17 protein-coding genes are annotated in these 20295 nt (G+C 46.7%); 6 read left to right on the forward strand and 11 right to left on the reverse strand.

Annotated elements, in window-relative coordinates:
* Nucleotides 1–196: 196 nt before the first annotated feature.
* Together CRO25_RS23995 and CRO25_RS24000 are read right to left on the reverse strand one after the other, a co-directional pair.
* Entirely contained in the window at nt 197–1711 is a 1515-nt protein-coding gene (locus tag CRO25_RS23995) for a response regulator transcription factor (protein WP_064635724.1), read from the reverse strand.
* 1 nt (nt 1712) lies between these two features.
* Nucleotides 1713–3542: a sensor histidine kinase gene (locus CRO25_RS24000; protein WP_063566101.1), complete on the reverse strand. Its 1830-nt coding sequence runs from the start codon at nt 3540–3542 to the stop codon at nt 1713–1715.
* Nucleotides 3543–3753: 211 nt separating this feature from the next.
* Here CRO25_RS24000 and CRO25_RS24005 point away from each other — a divergent pair, with 211 nt between their 5' ends.
* The gene (locus tag CRO25_RS24005) at nt 3754–6510 is read left to right on the forward strand and encodes an endo-beta-N-acetylglucosaminidase (protein WP_079696666.1); all 2757 of its coding nucleotides are present in this window, start codon (nt 3754–3756) and stop codon (nt 6508–6510) included.
* 74 nt (nt 6511–6584) lie between these two features.
* Here the strand turns inward: CRO25_RS24005 and CRO25_RS24010 are convergent, their stop codons facing one another.
* The 4 genes from CRO25_RS24010 to CRO25_RS24025 all read right to left on the reverse strand — a co-directional run bounded on the left by CRO25_RS24010 (nt 6585) and on the right by CRO25_RS24025 (nt 10441).
* A complete protein-coding gene (locus CRO25_RS24010) occupies nt 6585–7103 on the reverse strand; it encodes a DinB family protein (protein WP_079696667.1) in 519 nt (172 codons plus the stop codon).
* A gap of 95 nt (nt 7104–7198) precedes the next feature.
* Nucleotides 7199–8170, reverse strand: a complete 972-nt coding sequence (locus tag CRO25_RS24015) for a YafY family protein (protein WP_079696668.1) — start codon at nt 8168–8170, stop codon at nt 7199–7201.
* Nucleotides 8171–8256: 86 nt separating this feature from the next.
* Nucleotides 8257–9792: a helicase DnaB gene (locus CRO25_RS24020; protein WP_079696669.1), complete on the reverse strand. Its 1536-nt coding sequence runs from the start codon at nt 9790–9792 to the stop codon at nt 8257–8259.
* A gap of 355 nt (nt 9793–10147) precedes the next feature.
* Nucleotides 10148–10441: a YuiB family protein gene (locus CRO25_RS24025; protein WP_053783239.1), complete on the reverse strand. Its 294-nt coding sequence runs from the start codon at nt 10439–10441 to the stop codon at nt 10148–10150.
* A gap of 230 nt (nt 10442–10671) precedes the next feature.
* On the opposite strand from CRO25_RS24025, the gene hemQ reads away from it, so the two are divergent.
* Complete coding sequence (gene hemQ, locus CRO25_RS24030) at nt 10672–11418, forward strand: hydrogen peroxide-dependent heme synthase (protein ID WP_079696670.1); 747 nt, start codon at nt 10672–10674, stop codon at nt 11416–11418.
* 133 nt (nt 11419–11551) lie between these two features.
* On the opposite strand, the gene CRO25_RS24035 is transcribed toward hemQ, so the two are convergent.
* Together CRO25_RS24035 and CRO25_RS24040 are read right to left on the reverse strand one after the other, a co-directional pair.
* The gene (locus CRO25_RS24035; protein ID WP_072735482.1) at nt 11552–11806 is read right to left on the reverse strand and encodes a hypothetical protein; all 255 of its coding nucleotides are present in this window, start codon (nt 11804–11806) and stop codon (nt 11552–11554) included.
* Nucleotides 11803–12996, reverse strand: coding sequence for an NAD(P)/FAD-dependent oxidoreductase (locus CRO25_RS24040; protein ID WP_024632649.1), 1194 nt, complete (start codon nt 12994–12996; stop codon nt 11803–11805). The genes CRO25_RS24035 and CRO25_RS24040 overlap by 4 nt, the downstream gene beginning before the upstream one ends.
* Before the next feature lie 535 nt (nt 12997–13531).
* Between CRO25_RS24040 and CRO25_RS24045 the strand changes: the two genes are divergently transcribed.
* A complete protein-coding gene (locus CRO25_RS24045) occupies nt 13532–14506 on the forward strand; it encodes an NAD(P)/FAD-dependent oxidoreductase (protein ID WP_211754064.1) in 975 nt (324 codons plus the stop codon).
* An 84-nt stretch (nt 14507–14590) separates the two neighbouring features.
* Nucleotides 14591–14842 carry a hypothetical protein gene (locus tag CRO25_RS33085; protein ID WP_072735483.1) on the forward strand — a complete coding sequence of 84 codons (252 nt, stop codon included), beginning with the start codon at nt 14591–14593 and terminating at the stop codon, nt 14840–14842.
* A 21-nt stretch (nt 14843–14863) separates the two neighbouring features.
* Here the strand turns inward: CRO25_RS33085 and CRO25_RS24050 are convergent, their stop codons facing one another.
* Complete coding sequence (locus tag CRO25_RS24050) at nt 14864–15007, reverse strand: sporulation histidine kinase inhibitor Sda (protein WP_024632651.1); 144 nt, start codon at nt 15005–15007, stop codon at nt 14864–14866.
* Between the two features lie 355 nt (nt 15008–15362).
* Entirely contained in the window at nt 15363–16022 is a 660-nt protein-coding gene (locus CRO25_RS24055; RefSeq protein WP_079696671.1) for a YheC/YheD family protein, read from the reverse strand.
* A gap of 236 nt (nt 16023–16258) precedes the next feature.
* Between CRO25_RS24055 and CRO25_RS24060 the strand changes: the two genes are divergently transcribed.
* Nucleotides 16259–16513 (forward strand): hypothetical protein, encoded by a 255-nt coding sequence (locus CRO25_RS24060; protein WP_063566109.1) that lies wholly within the window; start codon nt 16259–16261, stop codon nt 16511–16513.
* Between the two features lie 26 nt (nt 16514–16539).
* The gene (locus CRO25_RS24065) at nt 16540–18066 is read left to right on the forward strand and encodes a Ppx/GppA phosphatase family protein (protein WP_079696672.1); all 1527 of its coding nucleotides are present in this window, start codon (nt 16540–16542) and stop codon (nt 18064–18066) included.
* Here CRO25_RS24065 and ppk1 read toward each other — a convergent pair.
* Nucleotides 18026–20107, reverse strand: coding sequence for a polyphosphate kinase 1 (gene ppk1, locus CRO25_RS24070; RefSeq protein WP_063566111.1), 2082 nt, complete (start codon nt 20105–20107; stop codon nt 18026–18028). The genes CRO25_RS24065 and ppk1 overlap by 41 nt on opposite strands.
* Between the last annotated feature and the right edge of the window lie 188 nt (nt 20108–20295).

Consider the following 20295-nt stretch of genomic DNA (forward strand, 5'->3'; position numbering starts at 1 on the left):
GATAAACTTAATATTTCGAGGTACAAATTAAAGAGAAATCTGTACTGATTCATTAATTTGTACCTATTTGAATAAATCGCTTACATCAAAAAGACATGCTGAGTAACATTTGGCATCAACTCCATTGCATGCCCTCCTGTCCCCAGAATGTCTCATTCATTTCAGTCCACTGGTCCAATCGGTGATCCACTGAACATTATCCAAAAACCTTAAAATCAGTTGGTGAAATTCCCACATACTTGCGGAACTGTTTATAGAAATATCCGGTCTCCCAGTACCCGACATTCCTTGCAATCTCATGTACTTTCAGATTCGAATTGCGCAGCTGTTCCTTGGCACGTTCAATCCGGTATTTATTGATATATTCGGCAAAAGTCTCCCCTGTCTCCTTATGGAACAGTTGTCCCAAATATACCGGATGAAGATGATAGTGAGCACCCAGCAGCTTCAGGGAAAGCTCTTCTGCGTAATGTTTGTCAATATGTTGAAGCACCTGGTTGACGATCGGATTCTTTAAATCCTGAAGCAGAGACTGAATCGTCTCCGTACCAACCTGCTGCAACGCCTGCACGAGTTCATCAAACGTTCCGCTGTCCAATACAAGGCGAAGTCCACGTTGGTAAATAGGCGATTCATCCGAATGTTTGATGCCCTCCAATTCCATCTTGAAGCGAATGACCACTTCCAGTGCGATGTTCTGCAACTCAGCCGGAGTAACCCCGTCGCGGTGCTGTTCAAAATCGACCCGAATTCGCTCCGCAAGCAGCTCTGCATTACGGGATAGAATGAGCTTCGCGTACTCCTTCCAATCGATCGAAAAGGAAGAAGCAGAGCTTCCCCCCTTCTCCAATATGGCATGATCGATCACTTTGAGATCGGGATAGATCATCACATACTGGAGCGCCTTTTTCGCCTCCTGATAGCTTGTCGGCGCATGGTGAAGTCCACGTATCAGACTTCCTACCCCAATCAGAACAGCAGGATGTGTCTCACATAGCGCAGCGGATAATGCCTGAAGGCACTCCATAAACTTCTCTTTTTCGTCCTCGCCTGCATGCACATTGGCAACTATGACGATGTCTCCATCGATGTCATGAAATATATTCACATAGGACTTATCCTTCAGCATGTCCTCCACTCGCTCGAACATGCCGGATACTTCCCCTTTAGTTCGCAGGATAGCTACTGCAACATCGGGTGCATCCAGCGAAAGGTTCAAGAACTGAGCCCGTTCCTCGAATTCCGTGGCGGCAATCTGTCCCGTCAACCATCGGTGAAGGATGTTGTCTTTCAGAATCTGAACACCATAAGCATCATCCGTTTGAGGAGACAACGCATGGTCCAGCTTGGAAGCCGTATTGCGAAGCGTCGACTCCAGCTCTTCCACATTGATCGGTTTGAGCAGGTAATTTTCGATGCCTAGCTGCATGCCCTCTTTCAAATATTCAAACTCATTAAAACCACTTAAAATAATCACCTTGATCTCAGGCTGCAACTGCCTTGCTTCCCGAATCAGATCCAGACCATTCATGAATGGCATCGATATATCCGTGATCAGAATGTCCACAGGCTGCGCAGACAAGGCGTTTAATGCGGCTTGTCCATTGCCGGCATGACTTACAATTTCCATATCAAACGACGACCAATCCAAAATATCGTACAATCCTTCAATGATGAACGGTTCATCATCCACAATAAATACCTTGTACATATTAAAAACCTGTCCCTTCTGTATGAGGATAACGAACCCTGATCAGGGTTCCTTCTCCGAGTGTACTTTCTATCGTGATGCCGAATTCCGGTCCATACAGGAAACGCAAACGGGTGTGTACGCTGCGCAGTCCGAACATTTTACCCGACTCTTCCGGACGTTCCAGTTCTTCTAAAATTTCAGTCAGGCGCTCAGGATCAATGCCTTTACCGTTATCTCTAACCTCTACCTGCAAAGCGTCGCCCAGTTCTTCAACAACGATCGCTAATTGATTATCCGAACGTTCTGTCTGAATGCCGTGCACCACATAGTTCTCAATAATCGGCTGCAGGGACAGCTTAACCACCGGATGCTGGTTATGCACAGGGTCCAACTGAATCGTGTACATGAAAATATCCTTATACCGGATTCGGAACAATTCCAGATACAGACGGCAAGCTTCCATCTCATCCTTGAGCGTATAATTTTTCTTCTGTTGAACAAGGCTCTTGAATAACACGGATAAACTGTAGATCATCTCCCCGACATCTTTCGCCCCCTGCGAAATTGCCCTCATTCGGATGACCTCCAACGTGTTATAGAGAAAGTGAGGATTAATCCGTGCCTGGAGAGCGACCAGTTCTGTCTCCTTTTGTTTGATCTCGGCTTTGTAGACGCGTTCAATATATTGATTAAGTTCATCCAGCATATCGTTGAAACTGTGTGAGATCTGTCCAAGCTCATCATCACGGGCATCATCGATGCGTGCTGTCAGGTTGCCGTATTTCACCCTTTGGGTGAAACGAATGATTCTGCGGGTGCGTTTGGCAAAATTAATAATGAAAAACGCCGGAACCAACACTGCAAACAGGATACATATGATGCTAATCGAAACGATTGTGTTGCGTGTACCCGCATAGGCCTCAGCCATCTCATCCACAGGAACCGTGCCAACGACCACATAGCCCTGATCCGCCGAGACAAACTTGTTCACATACATATTTCGCTCCTTTTTCATCGAGTCCATATCCGTCTGATCAAACAGGGAATCGGCCACATTGATATAGGGGTACTTCTTGCCGTAATAGTTACTGTTGGAATCGAACAATACTGTACCTTTGGCTGACAGCACCACAATTTCTCCCTTGAGATTACTTTCGTAACTATCCAAAGCGTTGCCAATACCTGCTGAGTCAAAGAAAACAAGGAACTGACCCAAATTTCGAAGGGTCTGTGTATCGTTGATAGGCACCCGAATCGCATACAGCGCCGGGTCCCATTGATCAATTTCTTTACGAATCCAATAGTTTGGTGCGCTGATATTCGGTGTCTCCATCGCCATCACGTCAGGAATATAGGAATGAGCCACATTGGTGTTCAGCTTTCTGAACTGCTTATGTTGATTGAAGGAGGACAGATCCTGCCGCTCGGCACTATATAACATCACTTGATTGATATCCGAATTGCGATCCATGATATTTTGAAAATGTTTAAGTACATCAGCTGAATAATCATCCTGATTCGCATAATAGCCATTCGTCAGATGCTGTACATACTCGGCGTACGTGTGGTTCATCAGATAGGTGATATTGGCTGATAAGGCCTCATTCTGATGCATGTCCCTCACCATGTTTTGCACCGATTCATACTGCTGATGAATATATCGGTCAACACTCTCCATGGCCGCTTTCTGGATCGCCAGTTCTCGGCGAATTGTGGCATCGGACACCGACAGGAAAATGATATAGGATAAGGTAATAATCGTTACAATTGAGATCATGGAGAAGATGAACAGCATCTTCATAAACATATTATTTTTAAAGAAATTTTTGTAAACGCTAACAATTTTCAAGTCACATGTTCCCCCCGATGCTGTTTTCCTGTCTAAAGTATATCATTTGCCTTCTAACATTAACTTGTCACCTCGAACTTTTCTTTAGTTTATACCTTCCTTTCTTTAATTTCTCCCTATTTGAAAATGCTTTCATACCCTATCGTTAACCATAAGTTTATTTTTGTGTAAAAGAATACCTTACATTCATTCGACTTGAAGGAGGAACAACATGACACGCAAACACAAACCCAAAGGCCTTATCCCCAAAGTAACCGCAATGGTTCTCACTTCGGCTCTGCTTGGACAAGTCATTGCCTCATCCGTTTATGCCGGAGACACGCTTCCTTACACAGGTGACAGCGCCAAGGGAGTAAATCAGCCTTATCAGCATGGCTACACCGCTGCCCAGATTCTGAAGTGGACCCCCGAAAGTGATATCCATGGTGATCTGCTTCGTGCTCATTTACCTTTGCAACCACGTAACGATGCCTTTGCGGCCACGCAGGCTTATCCCGAACTCAGCCCGGACACCCAGCTGTTTACGATGAGTGGCGATTATGGCAATTCATTCTTCGATAGCACCCCTTACACGAATGAATTCAGCGAGTACCTCTTTAATTATTGGCAGTACACAGACTATTATAGCTATTGGCATGGTATGGCTTCTGCTGGCGTGCCTGAGGAATTGTATGACCCCAATAAGGAATGGACGGAAAAGTACTTTGAGTTTGGCATTTTGAACATTCCGAATCCGGCCTACACCAATGCTGCACACAAAAACGGTGTCCGTTCCATCGCCAACATCTTCTTCTCAGACAATGATCGTGGACCACAAACCTACAAGCAGATGCTTGTGCAGGATGAAAAAGGGAACTTCCCTGTCGCTGCAAAGCTGGTCGAGATGGCAAAGTATTATAATTACGACGGATACTTCTTCAATCAGGAAGAGGTTGCCAAAGGCGTTGCGCCTGAAGACATCGCTTCCTACAAGAAATTCATGAAATATTTAAGAAACGAAGGACTATATGTTCAGTGGTATGACTCCACCATCAATACAACGGGCAAAATTCAATACCAGAACCAGTTTAATGGACTCAACAGTCCTTTTGTGCAAGATTCTGCTTTAGGCAGAGTCTCGGATTCGATCTTCCTGAATTACGTGTGGAACCATGACATGCTGCGTGATTCGCGCGATCATGCCAAAGGTTTGGGACTTGACCCACTGGAAACGGTATTTGCCGGTGTCGAAGGTGGGAATGATCAGTTTGGCCGTTGGAAGCAGCTCTACGATCTGCGTAACAATCTGGACGAGAACGGTCAACCGATGAACAGTATTGCAACACTTGGTGCTGACTTTACCCATAATGCCCTGGATGAAGAAATGGGCGATGGCAGCACGAATCATAGAGCCGATGATGAGTACCAATGGATGACCTTTGTTCGTGACCGCGCTTGGTGGTCAGGTCCAAATCAGGACCCAACCAACGCACGCCGTACGGCATCCGTCGATCTGTCCGATGTGTATGCTTCTGGTGCAAAGTGGGACGGCATCGCCGCTTATCTCACCGAACGCTCCGTTATTCACGGCTCCAATTTTGTGACCAATTTCAATACAGGCCACGGTCTGAAATATTATGAGGGCGGAACCGTCTCCAATGCAACCGAATGGTCCAATATTAATATTCAGGATATCCCAGTCACCTGGCAGTGGTGGATGGATAGTCAAGGTGACAAACTCACTGTTGATTTTGACTATGGTCCAACCTATGAAAAAGGTGCTCGTTATACGTATGATTCCGTTGGTGCGTTCACTGGCGGCAGTTCTCTTGTGGTGAACGGAAGTCTAAATGCGGACAATTTCCTACGTCTGTACAAGACGGATCTGTCGATCAACGCCCAATCCAAACTGGAACTCACCTATAATAAACCGTCTGTCAACGACGCTTCCTCCATGTATGTCGGACTGATATTTGAGGATGAACCAACCAAAGTAGTCAAAGTCAAAGTGCCAGATTCAGGTCAGCACACGGCAGGCTGGAAGACTACTTCACTCGATCTAAGTGCACACCAAGGGAAGACCGTCGCAGCTTTTGGTCTATCCTTCGACCCTAATGGTACTACGATTGAAAAATATCAGATGAACATTGGTGAAATTCGTATATCCGACGGTTCTGCCGCCAAACCGAATGCTCCAACCGGATTCCATATTACCAAAGCACTGACCAACACCGATGAGTTGGTTGTCGAATGGGATATCGAGGACTATTCAAAGGTTAAGCAATATAATCTGTATGAGAACGGCGCTTATGTCGGCGGCGTGTATGACTCCACATTTTATATTAAATCGCTCAAACATCCCGCTGGCGAACTGTCCATTCGTGCTGTAGGCGCAGATGGTACCGAAAGTGAAGCAACTGTCCTGTCCTATGGTCTGAATGCAGCTGTTCAGGACATTGATGTGAAATTCAAGAACAATGGCGATGCTATTGTCAGTTGGAAAAACCCGAAGAAGAACCCAGGTAAAGATCCGATCCAGCTTACACTCCAAACGGAGTATACGAAGGAACCCTTCACCAAGACACTTCAGGTCAAAAAAGGAAAACAGTCTGCCATTCTGACAGGTCTTCCGACCAATGGCGAACATTACGTCCTGGATATTGCCATTGGCAAACAGAATCCAGTCACAACGACTGGACAACTGGCAGATACTCAGATTACACCATATGCCAAGGAAAAGGTTACGGTAAAGGATGGAAAGTATACCCTCGCATTGCCTGATTTGGAGGATTGGTACAAAATCTATATCTATGAAAATGAGGTGCCACGCGAATTCGGAGTAACTTACGTTTCGCAAAAATTCCCTTATATCATTCGGGGCAGAACGAAGCTGAGCGAGCTGACATTCACTCCCGCATCCAGCACCAGCTCCCTGAAGCTCGTTATCGAAGATTATGCTGGCAATAAAGCAACGACGATTCTGCGATAAAAGATTCACAAGAAATCAATCCAGCCCTTTCGCTTCCCTACAGGAAGTCGAAAGGGCCTAATTTATGTTTGGCACTACCCTTGAACTTTCTGCTGTTCCAACAAATAAAATATATAATCGGTTGGCACACCGGTGTAACCTTGCTGTCTCAACATCGCGGTCACATTGCCCCGATGATACGTCCCGTGGTTGACAACATGCTGCAGGATGTCGGAAAAACGTGTTTCCATTTTACCGTATTTCGGATGCTCGATCGTCATCTTCTTGTCCGGTTCAGGCGTATTCCGCAGTAAATCGCGGAAACGTTCAGCAACGCGGCCAAACAGCTCCTGCATCTCATTCACAGTTTTACCCTGCGCTTCCTCTGTCCAGCCCGAGATTTTCGGGAAGATCTCCTCGTTCGGAACTTCCGCGAGCACGAGCATATAGAGCTGTTCGAACAAATACATGTGCGCACATGTTTGTGATACAGATGGGAACACGCTCGTCACTTCCGCATGGAATACCTCCTCCGGGAGTTGCTCCAGGTGTGCAAACAATCGATCGTTTGCCCAAACATGATAGTCATACTGTTGGTATGGTTGTTGAAGCATCAATGAATTCACCTTTCCCTTCTTCGCATGGTTTGGCTGCCGCTGCTGTGTCTTTATCATATAACAAGTTCGCTGACAAATGTTGTCAGCAAACTTCAATTCGGATCGTTTTCATAATGTTTGGCGATACCGTATGCCTTTTCCTGAATCCGCCGCTTCAACTCCAGTGGTTCGCGGATGCGAATGGCCGTGCCGAACGTCAGGAGATATGTCGGAAGGTACTTGTTCATCGTCGGAGCATCGATCAGAAACCGTGCCTCCCGATCGGTTCGTTCCGTCAAATAGTGGCGCAGATGCCAGTGGTTGCAAACCGCATTAAGCGTGTCAGACTGTCCCTCGATACGGATAACGGTTAACGGCCCATCTGCCTCCCGTCTCTGGTTGGACTGCTCACAGAAAAACGCGGACGCAGAGAAAGACTCCGGCTTGTCAAACCTCGCTTCGGTTGACTCCAGCTGTTCGATTCGTTCGACGCGAAACGTCCGCATCGCCTGCGACCGATGGCAGAACGCGACAACGTACCATTCATTTCGGTCATACGCTAGCCCATATGGATCGACTTCACGTTCGTCAGCCTGCTCCGCATTCGCTTTGCGATAGACCATACGGACCGTTCGCCCGTCTTTCGTCGCTTGTTCCAAGTCCCGCAACAACGGAACTACAGAAGGTGCACGCGCTGAAGAAACGACGTCCAAGCTGCTCTGCTGGCGAGACAGATCGTGGCGCTGCTCCTCGTGCAGTCCGTTCTCCACCTTCTTCAACGCATACTCCAGCTCCTGCACATACGGATAACCAGCACCTTGGGCAAATTTAAACGCATCCACAAGTGCCTTCAACTCTACAGAGTTGAAGAACAATGGCGTTTCCTTAAAACTCTCCAGAATACGAATACCGCCATCATGGCCCGATTCCGCAACGACCGGCACGCCACTTGCGCATAATGCGTCGATATATCGGTACACGGTGCGGACGCTAATCTCCAAATTGTCTGCGATCTGAGCGGCGGTGAGCTTTCTTCCGGATCGCAGCATCCAAAGCATGGACAGCATGTTATCCCATTTCGCCATCGGGAGTCCCCCTCTTTTCTTGAAAGAATAAAAGGCGAGTCTCCTTTAATTTAGGTGACTCGCCTTTTGGATGTATATTATGAAAATTATGAAGTTCCCTTTTGTTTGCTTGCCTGCATCTGCTGGGCAAACCTCATCATCTCTTCAAACTCTTCTTCGGATACGGCATCGCCGTCGGCGCCTATGTCTTGTACAATCGGAATTTCGGGTTTGGCTTTGGTTCCTTTGCCGTATGTACGGGAACGGGTTCCAGCTGCACCAGCAGCCTGTTTGCCTTTGACCTTAGCTTGGTCACGAATGTATTGTACCGCCTTCTCATAGGAATTCACCTGCTTGAGCAGCATGTTGGAGGCAATAGCCTCAACAAAGTTACGGTTAATTCTTTGCTCACCGCCGGATACAAGCAATGCCATCAAATAATGAATCAGCACATTGATCACTTCACCAGGCAACTTGTAACTGAGGTCGATCTTCTCAAAAATGTCCACCAGGTTGTCCGGTACGGCACCAGGGAAGAACGTCTGAAGCAATCGTGTGTAAGGCTCATTACGCAGCATCATATTGTATTGATGAATATCACACTTGGTCGAAAATTGCGGAGGCACTTCGACGTAGTATTCCATCTGTACCACATGTTCGACAGGCGGTTCACCGGAATCCTCTTTATGCTCAGGCTCCTCCATATGCTGTCTGAGAGCAACAACCTTCGCTGCCTGCACCGTCTGCTGCTCATGTCGCTTCTTGGTCTGTCTGAACTGCAGGCTTGCCTTGTGTTGAAGATCATCCAGCACCAGCTGCCCCTGTGGGTTAAAGATATCATCTTCATCCAACAAACGACATACATCCTGTACGCTGAGATTGAACTTGTTCACCACATAATTCACAATGTCGAGCTGTTCGTGATCGAACCGCAATTGCTCCACATGACGGCGATTGACCGACTCACGCGGAAAACGCAATATAATGTCGGCATAATTCAGGCTGTTCTCTTCGGCCGCACCACTTATCCCGCTGCGCTGGGCCGAAGTCGAAACTTCCGACAACGCTTGTTCCAGTTCATAATCAATGACATGGGTATTCAATTCAAATATATCGTAAAAAGGAACGGAAATATTCTCTTTATTCGCTGCTGGGTAAGGCGCGTCACCGCTCTCTATCGCCGAAAAACCGGAACGTAGTGAGAGTACGGCGAACTTGCCGATTTTGTCACGAAGCAACAGTGTCAAATGCTGTGTACGGAAAAATTCTGCCGGAGAGAGCGGAGGTTGCAGCTCATATTCATAAATGTAATCGTCATTTTCCGGAATATACAGCCGAGAAGTCTGAAGCAAACCAACGGCTTCAAGCTTGGATGCCTGCTCCACCAAATACTTGCGCCCTTTCTCGCTGGGCTCGAGTCCCAACGTCATGAACAGCCTCCGTTGCTGTTCAAGCGGCGAGTAACCGACCTGTTCACCGGGAAGATGCTGAAATAGCAGTCGATACAAGCCTATCGCAAAGGCACCTACCATTGGCTGATACGCTCCGGTGAGCATGCGGTCATCCAGGGCACTAAGTCCAAACTCCCTGTATACGCAGTAGCGATGATGTTCAGTATAATGGTGCAAATTCTTCATGCGCATAGCTTGATCTCCTTCTCCCCAAAAGTATGTTTATCTATTCTATCATAAATGTCCGATCCTCAAATGCTCAAAAACAGGTAAAAAACGGACCTGTTCTCGCTCCGTTTCGTCCTAGGTCGACAGCATTCACGTTTTCGCAGAGTTGCTAGATTACTATAAAAGCTACAGCCTTAGAACACAAGTAAACATATGGAGAAATGTTATCCAGATATATATGAGACATGTCCGCATTATCATGCACAATTTTTTGATGCATGCCAAAAAGCCTTCCCTTTGCACTCGTAAGCGTTTACGACAAAGGCAAGACCTTTACGGAAAATGCAGTCCAGCGTTTGCTGCCAAATTGGCTAGCCGATTAAAACATTTTGTACCCACCCAGACGAAGTTTGCGAATGGCCCAGCCACTGATGACCGCTCCAGCAAGTCCAGCTACGCCCGTCATATAGTCTACAATATGGAAAGAACCCAAATGCGACATCAACGATGCCGTATGATCCCATAAGGAATACACGACGACAGGCAGAATGACAATAATGAACAGATAGGAAGGAAACCAGGTTGTCTTCATCAGCATATTCAGAATGAAACCGATACCAAACATCATAACGAAAAATAACACCATTAATACCAGCACAGGTATAAACTGCATCGGGTGACGTTCACCTCTTCTTTCACTGACTCGGTTTCTCTTACTACGGATAGTAGATAGTGTACCGCAAAAAATGTGGCGAAGCAACGAACTTTCTGGACAAATTTCCCTATATTCACCTTCTCTTCATTTGCCCTTCTGCTTCCTGTTGGGATACAATGAAGACGATAAAGTACTCAACCGTCCCTTACCGGGATTTGGAAATATAACCTGCAGGAGGAATCAATTCAATGAACGAAGCCGCATCAACACTGGAGGGCTGGTACGCTCTGCACGACTTCCGCTCGATTAACTGGGCCGCCTGGAAAGCAGCCGATGATGAGGAACGCGCCGTAGCACTGGACGAGCTTCAGGCATTCTGGAAGGAATGGAAAGCAGTAGAGGATTCATCCAAAGGAAGCACTGCCGTTTATACCGTTGTGGGACAGAAGGCTGACCTTGTCATGATGCACTTGCGTGAAACGCTGGAAGATTTGAAAGCCGTTGAGAACGCGTTTAACAAAACGATGTTTGCCCAGTACACCACCAAATCATATTCTTATGTCAGTGTAGTGGAATTGAGCAATTATCTTGGCAAAGAGGGCGAAGACCCTATGCAGAACCCGGAAATTATCGCCCGTCTCAAACCGGTCCTGCCACAGCGGCAATACATCTGCTTCTACCCGATGAACAAAAAACGCGAGCTGAACGACAACTGGTACATGCTGTCGATGGACGAGCGTCGTACGATGATGCGCAGCCACGGCATGATTGGTCGCAGTTACGCTGGCAAAGTGAAACAAATCATTACCGGTTCCGTTGGTTTCGACGACTGGGAATGGGGCGTTACGTTGTTTGCGGATGATGCACTTCAGTTCAAGAAGCTCGTTTACGAGATGCGTTTTGATGAAGTCAGTGCCCGTTATGGCGAATTCGGCTCTTTCTATGTAGGAAGCCTGCTAAACGAAGGAACATTGGAAGAGATGCTCAAGCTGTAAATCGGATAAATTACAAAAAGCACCGCGATACCTCCATTAAGGAGAGGATCAGCGGTGCTTTTACTTTTTCGAATGAATATGAAATGTTCAATAATAAATGGATGACTCATGATCTTTGGGATAACGTGAATGCTTAATCCTGATCCTCTTCATCAATCGCTTTCAGAGATTCCAAAAACTCAGCCGTTGCCCGGTCACGGTCACGTCCCTTCTCCTTAAGCCGCTCAATGGCAGGCAAAATGAGAATATCAACTTCCTTCTGAACGATATAAGCCAGATCATACTGATCCTGTTCCTCCAGATAACCGCCAACCTGCATCAGGGCGTTGTAACGATCCAGTTCTTCGCGTGTGAGTAATCCTCTGACCTGAACACTGCAATGTCTCATCCAAAAAACCGCCCTTTCTTCAGAACCAAAGGAATGCCACCGATGATAAACAAGTACCGGAGATCCACCAGCTTTTTCAGCTGAGCCGCCTTCCATCCCTTGTATTTCTTACCGCCTACGACGGCGATAGCTTCACCTTTCCCCAGTGACGCAACCGTACCTTTACTTGTAAACACAAAAGGTTGAGGCTGCTTTTTGCGGATGGCAGCGACAACGTTTTTGGCACAGTTAACACCTTGCTGCATCGCAATCTGAGCTGTTGGTGGATATGGGCGCCCTTCGTTGTTGAACACGAGGGAATTGTCACCGATGACATAGACGTGCTCATGCCCTGGGGCACGAAGGAATTCATCGACCTTCACCCGTCCGCGCATCACTTCAAGACCTGCCTGCTCAAGCAGAGCATTCCCACGAATACCGCCGGTCCATACGACCGTTGCTGCATCGAGTTTTTCTCCTTCACCCACAATGACTCCGTCTGGCAGACATTGTTTGATCGGAACACCGATTTTAAAAGTAACACCTTTTTTCTTCAACACGTTCATTGCATGCTCAACCAATTCTGGATCAAAGCCCGGCAGAGCTGAAGGCGCTGCTTCCACATTATAGATGTGCACATTTTTGGGATTCACGTCGAACTCCTTGCAAAGCTGAGGAATGCGATCCGCAAGTTCAGCCACGAATTCGACACCACTGAAGCCAGCCCCACCCACAACAAAACGAATGCGGTTACGTTTATTATCGTTTTTGTACATAGCAAACTGATATTCGATATGCTCGCGAATCATTCTGACCGAGTTAATGCTGCGAATTGTCATCGCATGATCGAGCATGCCTGGAATACCGAAGGTCTCCGGTTCTCCACCCAATCCAATAATCAGATAATCATAGGATAACGTGCCATCCTCCAGAATAATCTTCCGATCCTGCAGGCGGATCTCCTTCACCGAGGATTTGACCAGATCAATCTTGAACTCGTCAATCAGCTTCGAAATCGGAACCCTTGCATGTTCAATGGTATCTGTGCCGGCTGCCGGCATATGTAGATGTGTAGTGATATAATGATAATCATGCCGGTTCACCAATGTGACATCGGCCTCGTTATAGTTCAATTCCTTCTGCAGCCGCTGGGCTGTCAGAATCCCGCCATAGCCCGCGCCGAGGATGACGATTTTGGGAATACTACTCATGTCTATACCCCTTCCAGTTTCGCTCGCATCAGCCATTCGATTGTTTTGTTGTAAAAAGGCTCTTACTTACCCATATTGATGAGGTCTTATCCATTATGACGACAAATGTTAACTTCGCGAATTTATTTGAACTTTTTGCATGCAAGTTATCGATTAAAATTGTGAAATTATACACAAGATTCAACAAAACGCGGGTATTGTCTTCACATTACAAATTGGGGCTAAATTAGACAAAAAAACACATAGTACAGGTCAAGGATATCTGTATTTCTGGCAAAGATCAAGGTTTTTTTTGTTATTTTTCACAACCTTTCATTTCCAATTTCATCCTATTCTCACCTGATCTTCATCTATTGTTCCCAGATTCATCAAACTGCCAACTTTGCAACCCAGTTTACACCGTTTATAATGAGAAAGACAGTTCAGCAACAAACGCTGGTTACCATACGTACCCGGCTTTATTATTTCTGTTAACTACCTATTAAAATAAGAAAGGTGTTGTTGATTCTTGACTGCACAAACTGCCGGTCATGACATGACCGATTTACTTATTATTGGTGGCGGCCCTGCGGGTCTGTTCGCCGCGTTTTACGGAGGGATGCGTCAGGCATCTGTTACTCTGGTTGAAAGTATGCCACAACTTGGTGGACAACTTGCCGCCCTCTATCCCGAAAAATTCATCTATGATGTAGCCGGGTTCCCGAAAGTTACCGCTCAGGAGCTGGTGAATAACTTGGTGGAGCAAATGAGCCATTTTAACCCGAACATTCGTCTTGAGGAAAAGGTTGTATCCGTAGAGAAATTAGAAGAACGTCACTTCGTCGTAAAAACCGATGTGAATGAGTATCACGCCAAAGCCGTAATTATCACTGCAGGTGTGGGTGCATTCGAACCCCGTCGTCTGGAGCTTGAGGGTGCGGCCAAATTCGAAAAAACCAATCTGCACTACTTCATCAGTGACCTGAATGCCTTTGCAGGCAAAAAAGTACTGATCAGCGGTGGCGGTGACTCCGCTGTAGACTGGGCGCTTATGCTTGAGCCAATCGCTGAGCAAGTAACCCTGATTCATCGCCGCGACAAATTCCGCGCGCATGAGCACAGTGTCGAAAACCTGATGAATTCCAAGGTGAACATCGTTACACCTACCGAAATTACGGAGCTTCATGGTGAGGACAGCATTACCAAAGTTACTTTGGCTCACGTTAAAACCAAGGAAACACAGGAAATTGAAGTCGATGATGTAATCGTCAATTTCGGCTTTGTCTCTTCCCTGGGACCTATTGCAGAATGGGGCATCGAAATTGATAGCAATTCCATCGTGGTCGATTCCCGCATGGAAACTTCGATTCCGGGTATCTATGCTGCCGGAGATATTACAACTTATCCAGGCAAGCTGAAGCTGATTGCTGTCGGATTCGGTGAAGCACCAACCGCAGTGAACAATGCCAAGGTTTACTTCGACCCAGACGCTAAGTTGTCCCCGGGACACAGCAGTAACATGAAGCGCTAATTCCTTATGGAATCATATAGAACATAAAAGACACAAAAAAGGGTATCTTACTCCTGAATGAATTGAACATCAGGAGGGATACCCTTGTCTTATATATGCCCGCTGTGTAACGGTCTGGTTGTACCGGAGCAGGCTTGTCCCCACTGCCTTCAGGGACTGTCAGAATGCGGCAAATTGGACGATTACACCGGACCATACAGCCCCTACGTCATTCACACTTCCTCTGACACGGCAGACGAAGCCGAAAACGTTTGCAATCATATGATGTACTGTCACCATTGTCAGACAAGCACGCTATGGCCTGTCAATCTATGGGACATGTCCGGAAACCTGTAGCATTGCCTGCAATGAGGATCTCTAGTGAAGAATGGCAGATACGTCGGTACCCAGTTTGCGCTTATGGATTTCTGCCAACAGCAGTGCGATGAAATCTCGTTCGAGATCCAACTCAATCGCCTTATGGTAGGAATCCAACAACATCTCATCGGATAACATAGCCATTTCCCGCCACAACCTTTCCTTTTTTTTCCTCAAAACTATCATATCAGAGATTTATAAAGAGAACAAGCGTTCTTGTTATCCACAACGTTATGTGGAAATCCTGTGTATAGTTTGTTGATAAATGGTAAAAATGTTGATTGATCAACGTGGATAGTGTGGACAGTATTTATACACAGGATCGTAGCTTACCGAACAGAACGATTATCAGAGCATTTTTTTTAGAATAAATTCATAGTTTCAAGAGTTGATGCGAGTAAATTACCCTTAATTGTTAAATTTCAAACGTTTTCCATCTAGTTTCCTACTATATTACTATCGGATTTTCTTTGGATTTTTTTAGCTTTTGTCACCATTTTCATTGCGGTCTGGTGTTCACTTCCAAAATCCATATCTTGCCTGAATGATCCAGTCCATAATCGAAGCCGAGCTGCCCCACACCTGGGAACTGACTTTCCATGATATGTGTACAGGTGAGTGTCAGTGAACGCATCTCGCGACGTTTATGTTTACCGGAAATATGAGGTAAGGACAGAGCGAGCGCTTTCCTACCGGACAGCATCGTCCCTCCTTTGCTAAGATTGGTCACGACAAGTCCCGGACGAGCGAGCCGTCCCACCATAGAACGGAATACCCAGCCTCTTTCCGTCTTGACAACTTTGACTCTGTAATCGATTGGTCTGCCTTGAATGGTTGCGAGATGAATGCCTTGTTGAATAAGGTATCTCCGTCTGGCTTTTACACGGATTAGGGAGCGGTACATCTGATCAAACTGAGTAAATGAACGGGTTATCTTCATATGAGTATAACGATAGGCTCCTCCGCTTGCTGATACTCTAATGACACCGTAACCTCCACCACCGACAATAGGTTTGATATACACCATTCCATAATGACTAAGCATGTTTAGCAGATTCCCCGAGTTGAACGCCTTCGTCTGTGGAATGTGGACAGCAGCTACCGGATATTTTAACAGCGCCGCTGTCTTCAGCCATTTGCTTGCAAGCTGTCTCGACATGGGTTGATCTCCTTTCGTGAACAATAGTCCTTCCTTATACATACTCAACAGAAGCCGTGCTTTCTTGGATGTCTGTCCAAGGCTGGGGCCCCTTTTCCGTTGATATAGTCCATCAGCTTGGTTCAAGGCCGGAACAGGCGCCTGGTTTGCTTTTCAAACGCATCAATCTATCGTATGCTACTAAGGAATGGTTTGGAGAGGCTTAAATATGAGGATCTAAGGAGCGTTCAGAAGACATGGAATCATTTTTCAAATCACTGTATGGCGTAGCCTATTTTGCAATTTCTATCGTTCTGGTAGCCATTACGGTACTTCTATTCGTTACAGGTATTCGACTGTTTATGAAGAAAAGCAATCGCGGTTTTGCTGTAAGTTGTATTCTGTTTGCCTGCTTTATCGTCTTCATCATTGTGGTCATGCTGACCACGCCCTTCTCCTCGACGCCTCCGGGTTCACCGGAAGCCATGGCTGCCTTGCTAAAAGTCGGGTAGATTAACCTCTGTAGAAGGAGATGCTTATGACACATAACGAAATACTCGGAATCATCGATATCGGCTCCAATTCCATTCGTCTGGTTATTTATGAACTCGACCAGGATGGAGCCTATCGCATCATTCATGAAGACAAATATGCCGCTCGTCTAAGCAATGTGGTTGAACAAGACGGAACCATCCTGCGACATTCACTGGATAAGGCCATTACGATTTTGCGACAATTCAGGGCTACTTGCGAAGCATATCAAACCAAGCTTATCCGGGCTGCAGCTACGGCTGCCATTCGGAATGCAGGTAATGCCCCAGAAATTATAGGTTGGTTGGAAGCCGAGACGGGACTTACCATCGAATGTGTATCCGGTGATCAGGAAGCCTATTACGGTTTCCTAGGTGTCACTCAATCGATTGATCTGGCGGATGGTTATGTCGTGGATATTGGCGGCGGCAGTACCGAGATCACTGTATTCCGTAATCGAAAAAGACTGCACAGCATCTCTCTGCCTATTGGTGCGGTTAACTCTCATGCCCGTTATGGTGGGGAAGATCAGTGGACTGAGGCAAATGCGGCTGCACTATGTAATGAAGTTATACAGGCATTGAGCGGTCAGGATTGGATCAGACAACATCCCGGACTACCTCTTATTGGACTTGGTGGCACCATGCGTACACTGGCCAAAGTGGAGCAGAAGAGAACACAATATTCACTACCGGTTACGCATCATTATGAAATCGGTGCAGAAGAGATGGAAAATATCGCTCGTTCTTTGCCACATCTAACCTCGGCACAGCGCAAGAAAGTACCCGGACTGGCCAAGGATCGTGCCGATATTATTGTTCCAGGTGTACTCATATTGCGGACGGTCTTCCGAATCATCCAAGGGGATCGTTATGTCGTGAGCGGAGCGGGATTACGCGATGGTTTGCTAAGGGATCTCCTTGCTGAAGGTAAGCCAGTCGTGCCAGATGCGCTGCGGGACAGCATTCGCAACTTCATTCATTTTGGTCCACCCATTCCGGAGAAACGTCTGAATCGGATTCATCATGATGCGCTTACTCTGTATACTGCCCTACAAGGTAATGCTCCCGATCCAGCGGATGCCCGAATTCTGTATACGGTCTCCATGCTGCACATGGCTGGAAAACAGATTAACTACTTCCGGTATCCCCAGCACTCGGCTTATTGGATCATGAATGCAAGCATCTACGGACTATCTCACCGGGAGACCATCCTGAGTGCTGTTGCAGCCGATTATCATCCCAAAAAAAGAACGCCCCAGCTGCTGCATAAGCACAAGGACATTCTCAAGGATTCGGACGAACGGCATGCCCATCGTTTGGGCTCTCTGCTGCGCGTGACTGAAGCGATTAATCGATCTGAAAGTATAACCGCCATAAAGGCGGCAAAAGAAAACGACTCGCTGCAGATACAATTCATCTGTACAGCCGAGCCGTTACTGGAACTCAGTGGCCTTGACGATGCCGTCAAGGATTTACAGGAAGCTTGGGGAGTTACGTTAACGCACTCCATTCAGCAGGCTTCCAGGGAATAATGCCCATCGCCTCCGTCTGACTTCTCAGCGGGGGCTTTTCATTTTGTACAAAAACATAATTGCCGCCAGGCATAAGCTCTCTTGCCTTCACATTATCCATGAGCGACAGATTCAATATATCGACCAGCATCTTCTTCAACTCCGGATCAAACACGGGACACATCAGTTCTATTCTCCGCTTCAAATTACGGGTCATCCAGTCTGCGCTGGATAGATACACATCCGGATTCCCGCTATTTTCAAAATAAAACAGTCTGGAGTGTTCCAGAAACCGGTCCACGATGCTGATCACCCGAATATTCTCACTAAGCCCCTCTACCCCGGGACGCAAGCAGCATACACCGCGCACGATCAGATCGATCTGTACTCCAGCTTGAGATGCCAGATACAATTCATCAATGATATCCTGATGGGATAAGGAATTGATTTTGGCAATAATCCTGGACGGTCTTCCCTTGAAGGCATGCTCCCTTTCCCGACGAATGAGCGCGAACAGTTCATCCTTCATGCCGTCAGGGGCGACGCGGAATGCCTGCAACGCTTTGGGTCCTGAATATCCGGTAATCTCATTAAACAATTCCGATGCATCCTCACCAATGATGGGATTGGAGGTAAACAGTCCTACATCAGTGTATATTTTGGCCGTACTTTCATTATAGTTACCTGTTCCAACATGCACGTACCTTCTCAGACCACTCTGTTCCCTGCGTACGACGAGAATAATCTTGGCATGAGTCTTTAATCCGACCAATCCATATACGACATGACAACCTGACTTCTCCAGCGTGCGGGCCCATGCAATATTCCGTTCTTCATCAAATCTGGCTTTTAATTCAACAACAACCGTCACCTGTTTGCCGCTCTCAGCTGCATGAGCCAGTGCGGGGATGAGACGGGAATCCCCATTCACCCGATATAACGTCATTTTGATCGCCATCACACGCGGATCTTCCGAAGCTTCCACAATAAAGTCCGTTACCGGTTCAAACGATTCGTATGGATGATGCACGAGCACGTCCCGTTTACGCAGCAGTTCAAAGTGACTTTCCCGAGGAAGGAACTCCAGAGGATACACAGGCTGCACCGGACTATATTTCAAATGAGAGAAGCCTTCCAGACTATCTACAAACCCGGCCAGAAAGCTCAAATCCAGTGGTCCATCGATCTCATACATAGGGTCTTGAATATCGAACTCTTCCTGCAACTCTAGCAACGCATCCGGGCGAAAATCCTTACAAATTTCCAGTCTTACCGGTGCTCCCCGGCGTCTGCGTCGCAGCTCCTTCTCAATCGCCTCAAGCAAATCCTCAGCTTCTTCTTCATTAATAGAAAGATCCGCATTGCGGGTCACTCTGAATTCCTGTACAGCCAGCGGCACATATCCGCTGAATAAGGTATGAATATGATGTTTGATGAGATCTTCAATCAGAATGAACGTTTTCTTTTTACTATTCGCCCTTAAAGGCGCCTGAACTACGCGCGGCAGATTGGAAGGCACCTGAACGATAGCCAAAAATGGCTCGCCCTCCTGCTCTTCTTCCTTCTGCAGCATCACGGACAGATATACAGATTTATTGTGTACCAGTGGGAATGGCCGGCTCGAATCGATAGCCATCGGTGTTAAAACCGGGAAAATGATCTCATGAAAATACTGGTCCATTGCTCGCTGTTGGGTCATATTCAGATCGGTATATTCCTGGAAATTCACGCCTTTCTTGGCGAGAAGACGAATGAGCTCCCGATAGGTTTTATATTGCTCGGCGACCATGGTCCCCGTTCGTTTAATCAATCTACGGTACAATCCGGCAGGGGTGTAGCCCGTAAAATCCTTTTGCGTAAATCCAGCCTTGATCTTCTCTTTCGTCTCCGCTACCCTTACACTTACGAACTCGTCCAGATTACTGGCGACAATACCAAGAAACCTCATGCGTTCCAGCAGAGGTGTTGTTGGATCTTGCGCCTCCTGAAGCACACGACGATTGAATTCTACCCAACTTAAATCACGGTTAACGTAGTTACCTGTTTTGACATCTCTATGCATGTATGGCCTCCGAATTTGTTACATATCTATTCTTGGTTAGATAAATTGAACTAAAGAGTATTTACACTTGCCACTCCGATGACAGAACAACCTTCCGATCGCTGTTATCCCCAGATTTTTTGATTTCCTTCTTCAAAGTGAAAATCCGGGGATAAAGGCGAACGCTTCGCTTCTACAGTTTTTTTCTG

This window comes from Paenibacillus sp. RU5M (genome assembly GCF_900221055.1).
GTDB lineage: Bacteria > Bacillota > Bacilli > Paenibacillales > Paenibacillaceae > Paenibacillus > Paenibacillus marchantiae.

Coding starts and splice junctions, on each gene's coding strand:
- CRO25_RS23995 (WP_064635724.1), bottom strand. CDS start 1,711: ATGTACAAGGTATTTATTGTGGATGATGAACCGTTCATCATTGAAGGA.
- CRO25_RS24005 (WP_079696666.1), top strand. CDS start 3,754: ATGACACGCAAACACAAACCCAAAGGCCTTATCCCCAAAGTAACCGCA.
- CRO25_RS24010 (WP_079696667.1), bottom strand. CDS start 7,103: ATGCTTCAACAACCATACCAACAGTATGACTATCATGTTTGGGCAAAC.
- CRO25_RS24015 (WP_079696668.1), bottom strand. CDS start 8,170: ATGGCGAAATGGGATAACATGCTGTCCATGCTTTGGATGCTGCGATCC.
- CRO25_RS24020 (WP_079696669.1), bottom strand. CDS start 9,792: ATGCGCATGAAGAATTTGCACCATTATACTGAACATCATCGCTACTGC.
- CRO25_RS24025 (WP_053783239.1), bottom strand. CDS start 10,441: ATGCAGTTTATACCTGTGCTGGTATTAATGGTGTTATTTTTCGTTATG.
- hemQ (WP_079696670.1), top strand. CDS start 10,672: ATGAACGAAGCCGCATCAACACTGGAGGGCTGGTACGCTCTGCACGAC.
- CRO25_RS24035 (WP_072735482.1), bottom strand. CDS start 11,806: ATGAGACATTGCAGTGTTCAGGTCAGAGGATTACTCACACGCGAAGAA.
- CRO25_RS24040 (WP_024632649.1), bottom strand. CDS start 12,996: ATGAGTAGTATTCCCAAAATCGTCATCCTCGGCGCGGGCTATGGCGGG.
- CRO25_RS24045 (WP_211754064.1), top strand. CDS start 13,532: ATGACCGATTTACTTATTATTGGTGGCGGCCCTGCGGGTCTGTTCGCC.
- CRO25_RS24050 (WP_024632651.1), bottom strand. CDS start 15,007: ATGGCTATGTTATCCGATGAGATGTTGTTGGATTCCTACCATAAGGCG.
- CRO25_RS24055 (WP_079696671.1), bottom strand. CDS start 16,022: ATGTCGAGACAGCTTGCAAGCAAATGGCTGAAGACAGCGGCGCTGTTA.
- CRO25_RS24060 (WP_063566109.1), top strand. CDS start 16,259: ATGGAATCATTTTTCAAATCACTGTATGGCGTAGCCTATTTTGCAATT.
- CRO25_RS24065 (WP_079696672.1), top strand. CDS start 16,540: ATGACACATAACGAAATACTCGGAATCATCGATATCGGCTCCAATTCC.
- ppk1 (WP_063566111.1), bottom strand. CDS start 20,107: ATGCATAGAGATGTCAAAACAGGTAACTACGTTAACCGTGATTTAAGT.